A 12,565-nucleotide genomic window follows, 5' to 3' on the forward strand; every position below is an offset into this window, starting at 1 on the left:
CGCTCCCTTGTTCCAACGAAGCCATTGCAATGACTGCAACTAACATCCTCCCCAAACTCACCTCCCTGCTGCTCCTCGCTGCATGCGCCGGCCTGTCCCAGGCGGCAGCAGTCGAACCAGCCAAACACGCCATCACCCACGAGGACGTGTGGCTGATGAAGCGCGTCGGCGCCCCGCAGCCCAGCCCGGACGGCAAATGGGCCGTGTTCTCGGTCACCGATCCGGCCTACGACAGCAAGGAGCAATGGTCCGACATCTGGATCAAGTCCCTGGTGGACGATAGCGCACCGCGCCGCCTGACCTTCAGCAAAGGCGGCGAATCCGCCCACGCCTGGTCGCCGGACAGCCGCTTCCTGCTGTTCGTCGCCAAGCGCGAAGGCGACGAAGCGCCGCAGATCTACCGCCTCGACGTCGCCAGCGGCGGCGAAGCGCAGCGCATGACTACCCTGACGCTGGGCGCGCGCATGCCGAAGTGGAGCCCGGACGGCAAGCAGATCCTGTTCGTCAGCGAGATCTTCCCAGGAACGACCGATGAAGAAGCAGTCAAGAAGGTGGCCAAGGAGCGCAAGGACCGCAAATATAGCGCCCGCGCCTACGAGTCCTTCCCGCCGCGCTTCTTCGACAAATGGCTGGACGACAAGAAGGTGCGCCTGTTCGTGATGGATGCGCAGGCCGACGCCAAGCCGCGCGATATCCTGGCCGGCAGCAAGCTGGCCGACCTGCCGGGATTCGGCGGCAGCCAGGGCGACGACGGACAGTCCCTGAACGCGGTCTGGACGCCCGACGGCAAAGGCGTGGTGTTCGCTGTTTCCACCAACCGTGACGAAGCCGCACGCGCCGCCACCTTCACCCAGATCTACAGCGTTCCACTGGGCGGCGGCGAGCCGACCCAGTTGACGAAAGATGGCCGCAGCTACCACGACCTGCGCTTCTCACCTGACGGCAAGACCCTGTTCGCGCTGACCGAAGAAGAAGTACCGAACAAGGTGTACGACCTGACCCGCGTAGCCAGCTTCGCCTGGCCGTTCACCAGCGCGCAGCCGAAGATACTGACCCAGGACCTGGACCGCTCGATCTCCCGCATCGCCCTGCCAGGCGACGGCAAGCGCATTTACTACTCCTTCGAGCACGCCGGCCTGGAAAAGGTCAGTTCGATGAACTACGCCGGCGGCGACAAGCGCGAGGAACCATCGCTGCCGAACGGCTCGATCAATTCGCTGAACGCAGGCGGCAAGGCGCTGGTAGGCGTCTGGGAATCGGCCATCAATCCGCCGGAAATCTACTCCTTCAACGGCACGCCGAAGCGCCTGACCTCCTTCAACGTGGAGAAAGCCGCGGCCATCGACTGGCAGGCGCCCGAGCATTTCTGGTACAAGACACCGGATGGCCGCCAGATCCACAACATGATCGTCAAGCCAGCTGGCTTTGACCCGAACAAGAAATACCCGCTGTTTGCGGTGATCCACGGCGGCGCCGCAAACATGTGGCGCGACCAGTTCGTGCTGCGCTGGAACTACCACTTGCTGGCCAAGCCGGGCTATGTAGTGCTGCTGACCGACTACAAGGGCTCCACCGGCTACGGCGAAGAATTCGCGCGCTCGATCCAGCATGACCCGCTGAAAGGCCCGGGCGACGAAATCAACTGGGCAGTTGACGAAGCGATCAAGAAATATTCATTCATCGACAGCACCAGGCTGGCGGCAGGCGGCGCAAGCTACGGCGGCCACCTGGCCAACTGGCTGCAGGCCACCACCACCCGCTACAAGGCCATCGTGTCGCACGCTGGCGAGATGGATCTGGTGATGCAGTGGGGTACCAGCGACAGCATCTATGGCCGTGAAGTCAACGGCGGCGGCCCGGTATGGAGCGACCTGCCCGTATGGCGCGAGCAAAGCCCGATCATGCAAGGTGCGAACCACGAGAAAGGCACCGGCTTCAAGACGCCGATCCTGATCACCGTCGGCGAACTGGATTACCGTGTACCGGTCAACAACGCGCTGATGAACTTCGCGGCGCAACAACGCTTGAATACCCCTAGCAAACTGGTAGTATTCCCGGACGAAAACCACTGGATCCTGAAAGGCGAAAACAGCCGCTACTTCTACAACGAAGTTCACGGCTGGCTCGCCAAATACCTTTAATAAGAGGAGAAGTAAAAAATGACGGTTGCAAACTGGTGTATCGCCGCGGCCTGCCTGCTGCCCATGGTCGTCGCGATGACATCCAAAGTCGCCTCGGTCACGAGCAATGACCGCTACGACAATAGCGATCCGCGCGACTGGGCCGGCCGCCAGGCTGGCTGGATGAAGCGCGCCATCGCTGCACAGCACAACGGCTTTGAGGCACTGCCGCTGTTCATTGCAGCCGTCATCCTCGCGCAGCAGGCCCACGCCAACCAGGACCGCATCGATATCCTGGCGATGTCCTTTGTCCTGATCCGCGTGACCTACAGCATCATCTACATCAGCAACCTCGCTACCATGCGCACGGTGGTGTGGTTCGCCGGCATCCTCGTCAGCCTGGCGATCCTGGCCCACTCCTGACCGTCATGCGGCGCTGGCTGCGACCGGCGCCGCTGCTGCGGCCGGCCGCAGCCTGATCGCCAGCACCATCAGGCCAGCCACCAGGCAGGCAGCGCCTGCAGTGAACAGCGCGGGATTGTAGGTAAGCAGCAGCGTACGCACCTGCCCTGCCCCGAACGCAGCGACTGCAGCACCCAACTGGTGGGCTGCGAAAATCCAGCCGAACACCATGCCCGCTTTCTCCTTGCCGAAGGTCGTTGCGACCAGGCGCACGGTTGGCGGCACGGTGGCGATCCAGTCCAGGCCATAGAACATGGCGAATATCGACAGCCCGTAAAGCGTGAACTCCGAATACGGAAGCCACAGAAGCGACAGGCCGCGCAGGCTGTAATACCAGAACAGCAGCTTGCGGTTGTCGTAGCGGTCGGACAGCCAGCCGGACAGGATCGTGCCAATCAGGTCGAAGGCGCCCATCATCGCCAGTACCGAAGCAGCAGGCACCGGACCCAGGCCGGCATCGCCGCACAGGGAAATGAAGTGGGTCTGGATCAGGCCATTGGTACTCAGACCGCAGATGAAGAAGCTGCCGGCCAGCAGCCAGAACACCAGGCTGCCCGACGCTTCTCGCAGGATGCGGAACGGCGTCGCGAAACCAATCGTCATTGACGCCGTAACTGTCGCTGCAGGCTGCGTTGCACCAAACGGCGCCAGGCCAACATCGGCAGGACGATTACGCATCAGGAAGAACACGGCAATCGCAACGACGCCGCACGCCACCAGCACCGGCACGACAGCCATGCGCCAGCCGAAATGCTCCACCAGCCATGCCCCTACCGGCAGGAAGATCAACTGCCCGGTTGCCGAACTGGCCGTCAGCAAGCCGACCACCAGGCCGCGCCGGGTCTCGAACCAGCGATTGGAGACTACGGCGCTCAGGACCAGCGCTGTCATGCCCGAGCCCACGCCCAGCATCACGCCCCACAACAGCACCAGGTGCCAGAACTGCGTCATCCCCAGCGCCAGCAAGGAGCCCGCCGTGATCAGGGCAAGCGCCGTCACCACCACTTTACGCAAGCCGAAGCGCTCCATCAGGATCGCCGAGAAGGGCCCCATCAGGCCAAACAGGGCGAAGCGCACGGCCAGGGCCGACGATATCTGGTCGACACCCCAGCCGAACTCCTTGCTCAGGGGCTGCAGCAGCGCGCCCGGCAAGCCGAGTGCGGCCGATGAGGTCAGCCCGGTCAGGAAGGTCAAGGCAACGATGACCCACGCATAGTGGATGCCGCGGCGCTGCAACCACTGGGAGAAAGTTTGAGCAATCATGCGCCGCATGATAGATGATAATCATCATGAATGCAAGAAAAAGAAAAGCCGGCGCTGGGCCGGCCCCTCTTTGGCGCAAGGCGCCCGTTTATTTCTTGATCTGCAGGGAAGACTTCACTTCCTGCACGCCCTCGACTTTGCGGGCCAGTTCGACAGCTTTGTCAGCTTCAGCCTTCGATGGCACGAAGCCGCTCAGCATGACGATCCCCTTCTGGGTTTCGACGTGCACGTCCATGGCTTTCACCAGCGGGTCGGCGGCATATTCTGCCTTCACCTTGGTGGTGATCATGGTATCGGACATCGCGGTGCGGGTGCCGGCGGTTGCGTCACGTGCAGCCGCGCGTGTATCGGCAGTTGCCTCGCGCGTAGTATTGGCCAGGTTGGTTCCAGCTTCGCGGGTCTCCTGGGCAATGGTCTCAGTGGTGCTTGGCGTGCCAGCATTGGCCAGCGCGGTCTTATGGGCGGACTTGGCGTCCGACTTGCAGGCCGACTTGGCCGAACCGCTCATGTCGTCGCAACGCTCCTTGGCCAGGTCATACTCTGCATCGGCCAGTTTTTTCTGGGCCTTTTCTACGTCCCTGGGCGTGTTCTGGTGCTGCCTGGTCGCGTCCAGGATAGCGCGCGCTTCGGCTACTTTGGCTTCGTCCTTGCAGATGTCTTCAGCATTACCCTTCAGGCTCTTGCAATTGTCCTTAGCAACCTTGTAGTCGGATTCAGCCTTGTCCTTCGCAGCCTTGTAGGCGTCGTTATCGGCAGCCTGCGCGACGGCGAATGAAGTACTGAACAGGGCAGCCAGCGAAATACACAGGATTTTCTTCATGGTTAGTCCCCTTTAGGATGGTTTGCATGGGAATTACACGCCTCCCGGGGACTAAATTCTGTGCGCGACCGAACACAGTTGCGTTATTGCTCGTCTTTAAGTAAGCCTTTGCCCCACAGCACGCGCGCCTGCTCGAAGGGGTTATGTTCGCTAGAGAACACAGCGCCATCGGCCGCAAGCTGCAGCCAGGCGCGCGTGTTGTGCGAGCCGTGCTCGACAGGCTGGCGCACCTGCATCAGCCAGGCATGCACCTGCTTGTATTGCGCGGCATTCGCGCGTTGCGTCCATGCCAACGCCACCAGGTCGGAGAAGGCTTCCTCGCGGCGGGTATCGCGCATTTCCTTCGACAGTGCCTGCAGTTCAGGGTTGTCGAGCTGTTCATGCGGACCCTCGACAAAGCCGGCCGGCAAAGCATGCCAGCTGCCGTGCGCCTGGCGCCAGCAATGGCCGACTTCGTGCGCCGTCATGGCTTCGATCAGGATTTTCTGTTGCTCGGCAGGTACGCCGGACAGCACTTCTTCCGCTTGGGGATTGCCGCGCATGGAGAACACCAGCTTGCAGCGGCCATCGGCAAAACCCATGGCCAGCGGCACGTCGTTCGGACCGGCTTGCGGCTGGACCACGATATCAATCGGAAGTTTGAGTTCCTGCTTGGCATACGCCAGCACGGGAGAACCGGCTTGCAGCCAGCGGGTTTCAGTTTCAGTCAGCTGTGCAGCGCCAGCAGAAGCAGCGAAGAAGGACAGCAGGATTGGCAGGCTCAGCTTCATAACAGAACTCCGGTAACTGGCTACAACTATACATGCCTTACGGCAAGCTGTTACCGGAGTTTCTGTGCTGTTACAAAATATTGGCTGAGCTCGTCGACAAGTTTATTTGGCGAGCAAGGAGTTGGCAGTCGGGAAAGACGGACGAATGTCGTTCGGGACCTTCTTCATTTTATCCAAAGCCTTCTGCACGTCCGGGCGGATGACGACGTACTTTGCCATCATCTCCTTGGCGCGTGCGTAATCGCCGGTGGCTTCGATGGTAAGGAACTCGCGGTCAAGATCGATCACCGCCTGTTTGATCTTCTTGAAGTCGACCGAGAAGTTGCCGTCGCCGTGCGACACGAAGCCGCCCTTGTCCAGCAGGTAGTTGACCTGGATCGCCATGCCGCGCGCGTGCGAGTCGGTCAGGCCGAAGTGCAGCGTGCGGAAAGCCGATGCCAGGAAGGTGGTGTGCAGCTTGCGCTCCGCCGCCTCGCCCTGGCCCAGCGTGTCGTTCAACTGCCCCTTCTCCATCATGTACATCAACGCAAACAGGCCGGTGATGTCGGCTTTCGCTTCCTCGATGGTGGAATAGGCTTCCTTCAAGTCCTGGCGCGGGGTCGATTCGGTGGCGCCGGCCTTGGTGATGTGCGGGCCCAGGCCGTGGGTGATTTCGTGCGCCAGGATGTGCGTGAAGAAGGAGTTGAAGTCCAGGTCCTTCTGGTCCGCTGGACGCAACACCAGCTTGGCGATCGGCGTCAGCGTGGCCTTGAATTTTTCTTCCTGCACGTTCTTCAGCATCACGCGCTTGGAACCGCGCTGGCTGATGATGCGCTCGTCGTTCGGCAGGTTGTAGGCGGCAGTCTGCACGCCCATATTGCCGTCGCCAGCGCCGTAGACCTGGTTCACCACCACCATCGGTGCAACGGCGCCCACTTTCGGATTGCGGTATTTCGGATCGAGAGGCAGGTTGTCTTCCAGCTCCTGCATATGCTTGGCGAAGAAGTCCAGCTTGCGGGTTTCCTTTTCGTCGCGGATGTTCACATACGCTTCGAAGGCAGCCTTGTAGCCGAACAATTCGTCGTTATAGGTTTCGTATGGGCCGATGGTGACGTCGACCGGCGAATCCAGGTCCATCCAGGCAAAGTCGGAAGGAAGGTAATCGTTGGACAGGAAGGCGTCCGCGCGCAGGTCGAGGAATTTTTTCAGCGAGGCGTTGCTGGTGGCGGCGGCGGCTTCCTTCAGCAGCTTGGACAGCTTTTCCAGTTCCGGCTTGTACTCGTCCGAATACTTCACGATCTTGAAGTTGCCGTCATCGCCTTTGCGGATGGTGGTGAAGAACCACTGCGCTTCCTGCTTCTGTGCAGCAGGCAGGCCATTGATCCAGGCTTCCACTTTTTCCTTGCTGGCGCCTTCCGGATAGAAATTGGCGGCGGCAGGCTTATGGTCCGGCACCTTGATGCCCGCTACTTCCGCCGGCAGGAAGGATTTGTGGTCGTCGAGGATGGACCACGGGCCCTTGTTCAGCCAGAAGTACTCGGCGCGCGCCTTGCCCAGCGCGGACTTGTCCTTTTGCAGCGCGGCGTACAGGGCCTCGTTGCCCGACCAGCGCTGGCGCAGTTGCAGGGTATCGACGATCTTCGCCGCTTCGATCAGCTTCTTGATCGCCTGGCGGTCGCCGGCCGTCAGCTGCGAGGTGTCGGCCTTCAGTTGTACCGGCGCGTAGCGCCTGGTCATCTTCTGCAGCTCGGCGACGTCGGCGGGAGCAGCGGCAGCGGTGGCGCTGGCAATCGCCAGCACCAGCGGGGACAGGAGGTTTTTCATGTGGCCTTTTCTCTACAGTTAAAAGGAAGGCCACATTGTATGCCTGCGTCTACCAGGCGCGGTAAGTTTTTCCGCTTTCCGCGCCTTCCACGCAACGGCTGTAGGCGCGTGCTACACGGCTCGAAGGAACGGGCTCGAAGCCATGAAACAGCGACTCGAACTTTTCCACCGATTCCTCCAGCAGCGAAGGATTGACCACGTTGATGCGCAGGCCGCGCTGCAGCTCCACCGCCGCGCCGCGGGCAAAGCCCTCGATGCCGTTGTTGACGGTCACCGTATTGGCGCAGCCGCGCAGGGGATTGTGCGCATCGACGCCGCTGGTCAGGGTGATCGAACCGCCATCGCTCAGCGCATGCTGCGCGACCAGCGCCACGTTCACCTGCCCCATGAGCTTTGAATCGAGACCGATGCGGAACTGCCCGTGCGTCATCGCTTCCAGCGGGCCGACGTGAAGCGCACCCGCAGCGACCACCACATCGTCCACCCTGCCGGTTGCCGCGAACAGGGCCTGCACCGAAGCGATGTCTTCGATTGCCACACGATGATCTCCGCTATGCCGGCCAGCGGTGATCACGCGATGGCGCTTGCCCAGCTCCCGCACCACGGCGCCGCCGATGGTGCCGGTGCCGCCAATAACCAGGACCGTACGCATTACCACACGCGGTAAGTCTTGCCGTTGTCCGCGCCTTCCACGCTGCGGCTGTAAGCCAGGGCCACGCGCTTCACTGGCACGGTTTCAACGCCGTAGAAATAAGGGCCATAAGTTTCGACCGACTCGTTGACCAGGGTCGGGCTGACGGAGTTGATGCGCAGCCCGCGCGGCAGCTCAATGGCTGCGCCAAGCACGAAGCCATCCACGGCAGCGTTGACGGTGGTGGCATTGACGCCGTAGCGGACCGGATTGTCCGACAGGCTGCCGCTGGTCAAGGTGATCGAACCGCCGTCATTCAGGTACTTCTGCGCCGCCAGCGACACGTTCACCTGGCCCAGCAGCTTGGAGTTCAGGCCGATCTGGAACTGCTCCGCGGTCATCTCCTGCAACGCGCCGAAATGGGCGTCACCGGCAGCCACCACCACGCCATCCACCTTGCCGACTTTTTCGAACAGCGCCTGCACCGAAGCCGGGTCCTCGATCCTGACCTGGTACTGGCCGCTGTTGCGGCCCACACTGATCACTTCATGGCGCAAGCCCAGTTGTTCCACGATCCCTTTGCCGATGGTGCCCGAGGCGCCGATAACGATGATCTTTTTCATGTTGAATCTCCTGTTGGGTTTCGAAGTGAAGCCAGTATGCGCTCCGTCACCACAGGAATAAATGAGCTATCATTTAGTTAATTACAAACTCATGGTTCGCAATGGACAAGCTCCGCAGCATGGAAGTATTTGTCGCCGCCGTCGACACAGGCAGCTTCACCGCCGCAGCCGAGCGCTTCGGCATTTCCGCCGTCATGGTGGGCAAGCACGTGCGGGAACTGGAACAGAAGCTAGGCACCGCCCTGCTCACGCGCACCACGCGGCGCCAGTCGCTGACCGAGATCGGCCGCCAATATGCCGAGCAATGCCGAACCATCCTGGCGCAGATCAGCGCGGCGGAAAGCCTGGCCGAAACCATGCGTTTGGCCCCGCGCGGTGTGCTGAAGGTGTCGGCAGCAGTCTCGTTCGGAATGGAATGGCTCAGCCCCATGATCCCCGAGTTCCTGGAAATGTACCCGGAAGTCAGCCTGGACCTGAACCTGAACGACCGCATGATCGACATGGTGGAAGAAGGCTTCGACGTGGCCGTGCGCATCGGCAAGCTGGAAGATTCATCGCTGGTCGCGCGGCCGCTGCGGCCATATGGCCTGGCGATTTGCGGCTCCCCCGACTACCTCGCACGACGCGGCGTGCCCCAGGTACCGGCCGACCTCGCGCAACACGAATGCCTGGAATTCAGCGGCTGGGTGCCGCAGGCACGCTGGCGGCTGAAGGGAGAAAAGGATGCGCGCAACGTACCGCTCAGCCGCCTGCGTGCCAACAACAGCTACGCCCTGAAACAAGCCGCGCTGAAAGGCTTCGGCCTGATCATGCAGGCTGAAACAGCGCTGGCACAAGACATCGCCGCCGGCCGCCTGGTACGCGTGCTGGACGACTACCTGCCCACCCCACGCCCCATGCACCTGCTCTACCCACGCAACCGCCAGCCCACACCCAAGCTGACCAGCTTCATCGACTTCGTGCTCACCCGCCTCGGGCCTACCAATTAAAAAGTCGGGGTCAGGTCTGGCAATCCGCCATTAAACGCACGAATGTGCGTTTAATGGCGGATTGCCAGACCTGACCCCGACTTTTATTTAAGGAGCTTGCCAGCCGCCGCCGAGGGCGCGGGCGAAGCTGACCGTGGCGAGCATGCGCTGGGTGTTGATCTGCACGGCGGCGCGGTCGGCGGCCAGGGCGCTGCGCTGGGCGTCGGTGACGTCGAGGTAGGTGCTGATGCCGCGTTCGTAACGGGCACGGGCAACGTCGTAGGCGCGGGTGGCGGCTTCGCGGGACGTGGCCTGGACCTTGCCCTGCTGCGTGCGCTGCTGCACATCGGACAGGGCGTCTTCCACTTCACGCAAGGCAGTCAGCAGCTTGCCTTCGTGGTTGGCTACCGCTTCTTCATAGCGGGCCTTGGCAACCGTCAGGTTGGACTGGTTGCGGCCGCCGTCGAAGATCGGCAGCGACAGCGCCAGCGGACCGAGGCTGAAGACGCGCGAACCGCCTTTGCTGATATCGCTCAAGCTCTCCGAGGCGTAGCCGAAGTTGCCGGTCAGGCTGACCGAGGGGTAGAACGCGCCTTCCGCGACGCCCACGTTGGCATTGGTCGCGCGCAGGGTGGCGACGCTGGCGGCCAGGTCGGGACGGTTGGCCAGCAGGTTGGCGGGCAGCCCGGCCGGGATGACCGGTGGCGCCGGCAGTTCGGTCGCAGTTGCCTGTTCCAGCTGCATCGTCGATGGCGAGGCGCCGACCAGTACCGCCAGCGCGTGTTCCAGCGTGTTGCGCTGGCGCTGGACTTCTTCCAGGTCGGCTTCGGCATTGGCGCGTTCGATGCGGGCACGCGAGGTGTCCAGTTCGTTCGACAGGCCGGCATTGAACCGGGCGTTCACCAGGTCTTCACTCTCCTTGCGGGTGGCCAGCGCGCCGCGCAGGATGGCCATTTCGGCATCCAGTCCGCGCAACTGCCAGTAGGTGGTGGCGATCTGCGAGGACAGCAGCAACAACACGCCGTCGCGGTCATGGCTGGCCGCCAGCGCTTGCGCGTCGGCCGATTCCACGGCGCGGCGCACGCGGCCGAACAGGTCCAGCTCATACGAGAAGCCGGCTGCCACGGAGTAGTTGTTGCCGTGGATCGAGCGGTGGCCCAGGGCGATACCTTGCGAGGTATTGGCCGAGCTGCGCGAATTCGATACGCCGGTACTGAGCGTCACGGATGGCAGCTGGCTGGCTTTCACCAGTCCCAGTTGCGCTTCGGCCTGGAACAGGCGCTGCGCCGCCGCCTTGACGGTCGGGCTGTCGCGCAGGGCCTGGTGCTCAAGCCGGTTCAGCGTGTCGTCGCTGAACACGGTCCACCACTGCGATGGCAGTTGGGCTTCGCTCGCTGCGCCATGCGGCGCGTGGCGGAAGGCCTGTTCCTTCATGCCTGCAGGCGCCTTGAAGTCGCTGCCCACGGTACCGCAGCCGGCCAATACCGCTGCCGCGCCAACTGCCATTGCAATCATTTTGATGTTCATAGTTCTTACTCTCATTTAGTGCGCACCAGCGCCGCCGCCCGAAGGTGATTTCACCTTGTCGGACAGCCACAGGATCAGGATGCAGGACAGCAGGATGCCGCCCACGATCAGGAAGCCGTCGTTGTACGCCATCACGAAGGACTCGCGCCGCACGATGCCATCGACCGCCTTCAGCGCCTTGTCCGATGCGGTAACCGGGTCGAAGCCTTTGCCGATAAACGACTGCGTCAACTGGTCCAGGCGCAGCTGGGTGGCGGCCGAGAAGCTGTTCACTGCCTCGCCCAGGCGAGCCGAGTGGAAGTGTTCGCGCTGCGTCAGCTGGGTTGCCAGCAGGGCGATGCCGATCGAGCCGCCCAGGTTGCGGATCATGTTGAACAGGCTCGATGCCGATGCGGTGTCTTTCGGCGCAATGCCGTTCATCGCGAAGTTCGACAGCGTCAGCATCACGAAGGGCTGGCCCAGCGCGCGCACCACCTGCGACAGCAGCAGCTGGTCGTAGCCGGTGGTCGCGTCCATATAGGCATTCATGATGCAGGAGACGCCGAACAGCCCGAGCCCGATCGAGCACAGGATGCGGTTGTCGACCTTCATCGACAGCTTGGCCGCGAAAGGCATGATGAACAGCTGCGGCAAGCCGGCCCACATGATCACTTCACCGATCTGCATCGGCGAATAGCCGGCGATCTGGCCCAGGTACAGCGGCAGCAGGAACGAGGAGCCGTACAGGCCCATGCCCATCACCGCAGCCAGCGCCGATGCCACCAGGAAGTTCCGCTGCGTGAACAGGCCCAGGTTGACGAAGGGATGCGGCCGCATGGCGCTGGTCAGCACCCAGCCCAGCAAGCCCACGATAGCCAGGCCGGCAAAGGCGATGATGAAGCCGGACTCGAACCAGTCCTTGCTGTTGCCCTCTTCCAGGAAGATGGTCAGGCAGCCCAGGCCCATCGCCATGAAGGCGATGCCCAGCCAGTCGGCATTGAACAATTCACCAAGCTTGCGCTGCTCGTGGTCGAGGCCATAGGCCACGCCGGCGATCAGCAGGATGCCGGGCACCCAGTTGATGTAGAAGATCGAAGGCCAGCCATACAGCTCGCTCAGATAGCCGCCCAGGGTCGGGCCCATGGAAGGCGCCAGCGTTGCGGTCAGGCCGAAGATCGCCATGCCCACTGCGCGTTTCGATGGCGGCAGCTTGGCCATCACCAGCGTCATCGCCATAGGGATCAGCGCGCCGCCGGTAAAGCCCTGCATCATGCGGAACATGATCATGCTTTGCAGGTTCCAGGCCGCGCCGCACAGGGTCGAGAACACCAGGAACAGTGCAGTGGTGCCCATCATGTAGCCGCGCATGCCGAAGGTGCGCGTGAGCAGCGCCGTCAGCGGGATCACGATGATCTCGGCCACCAGGTAGGCGGTCGAAATCCAGGAGCCCTCTTCCTGCGTCGCGTTCAGCGCGCCGAGGATGTCGCGCAGCGAGGAGTTGGTGATCTGGATGTCCAGCACCGCCATGAAGGCACCCAGCATGCCCGCGGCGACTGCGATCCAGGTGCGGCCGGATACCCGGCCTTCAGGCACCATCAT

Annotated in this window: 11 protein-coding genes; 3 read left to right on the top strand and 8 right to left on the bottom strand. The window is 62.4% G+C overall.

Features of this window, described 5'->3' with window-relative positions:
* Positions 1-29 precede the first annotated feature (29 nt).
* Together ACN9M3_RS25635 and ACN9M3_RS25640 are read left to right on the top strand one after the other, a co-directional pair.
* Positions 30-2,141, top strand: a complete 2,112-nt coding sequence (locus ACN9M3_RS25635) for a prolyl oligopeptidase family serine peptidase (protein ID WP_426319025.1) — start codon at positions 30-32, stop codon at positions 2,139-2,141.
* Positions 2,142-2,159: 18 nt separating this feature from the next.
* Positions 2,160-2,543, top strand: coding sequence for an MAPEG family protein (locus tag ACN9M3_RS25640; protein ID WP_426319026.1), 384 nt, complete (start codon positions 2,160-2,162; stop codon positions 2,541-2,543).
* Positions 2,544-2,546: 3 nt separating this feature from the next.
* On the opposite strand, the gene ACN9M3_RS25645 is transcribed toward ACN9M3_RS25640, so the two are convergent.
* The 6 genes from ACN9M3_RS25645 to ACN9M3_RS25670 form a co-directional block, all read right to left on the bottom strand.
* Entirely contained in the window at positions 2,547-3,845 is a 1,299-nt protein-coding gene (locus ACN9M3_RS25645) for an MFS transporter (protein WP_426319027.1), read from the bottom strand.
* Between the two features lie 88 nt (positions 3,846-3,933).
* On the bottom strand, positions 3,934-4,665 hold the full coding sequence (locus ACN9M3_RS25650; RefSeq protein ID WP_426164026.1) for a BON domain-containing protein: 732 nt from the start codon (positions 4,663-4,665) through the stop codon (positions 3,934-3,936).
* Positions 4,666-4,748: 83 nt separating this feature from the next.
* Positions 4,749-5,435, bottom strand: coding sequence for a hypothetical protein (locus tag ACN9M3_RS25655; protein WP_426164028.1), 687 nt, complete (start codon positions 5,433-5,435; stop codon positions 4,749-4,751).
* A gap of 102 nt (positions 5,436-5,537) precedes the next feature.
* Positions 5,538-7,238: a dipeptidyl-peptidase 3 family protein gene (locus ACN9M3_RS25660; protein WP_426319028.1), complete on the bottom strand. Its 1,701-nt coding sequence runs from the start codon at positions 7,236-7,238 to the stop codon at positions 5,538-5,540.
* A gap of 49 nt (positions 7,239-7,287) precedes the next feature.
* Positions 7,288-7,890: a short chain dehydrogenase gene (locus tag ACN9M3_RS25665; RefSeq protein WP_426319029.1), complete on the bottom strand. Its 603-nt coding sequence runs from the start codon at positions 7,888-7,890 to the stop codon at positions 7,288-7,290.
* Positions 7,890-8,492, bottom strand: coding sequence for a short chain dehydrogenase (locus ACN9M3_RS25670; protein ID WP_426319030.1), 603 nt, complete (start codon positions 8,490-8,492; stop codon positions 7,890-7,892). The genes ACN9M3_RS25665 and ACN9M3_RS25670 overlap by 1 nt, the downstream gene beginning before the upstream one ends.
* A 101-nt stretch (positions 8,493-8,593) precedes the next feature.
* On the opposite strand from ACN9M3_RS25670, the gene ACN9M3_RS25675 reads away from it, so the two are divergent.
* A complete protein-coding gene (locus ACN9M3_RS25675; RefSeq protein WP_426164036.1) occupies positions 8,594-9,481 on the top strand; it encodes a LysR family transcriptional regulator in 888 nt (295 codons plus the stop codon).
* Between the two features lie 87 nt (positions 9,482-9,568).
* On the opposite strand, the gene ACN9M3_RS25680 is transcribed toward ACN9M3_RS25675, so the two are convergent.
* Entirely contained in the window at positions 9,569-10,987 is a 1,419-nt protein-coding gene (locus tag ACN9M3_RS25680; RefSeq protein WP_426319031.1) for an efflux transporter outer membrane subunit, read from the bottom strand.
* Between the two features lie 15 nt (positions 10,988-11,002).
* Positions 11,003-12,565 carry a DHA2 family efflux MFS transporter permease subunit gene (locus ACN9M3_RS25685; protein WP_426319032.1) on the bottom strand — a complete coding sequence of 521 codons (1,563 nt, stop codon included), beginning with the start codon at positions 12,563-12,565 and terminating at the stop codon, positions 11,003-11,005.

Source organism: Pseudoduganella sp. R-43 (assembly GCF_049913255.1).
Lineage (GTDB): Bacteria > Pseudomonadota > Gammaproteobacteria > Burkholderiales > Burkholderiaceae_D > Rugamonas.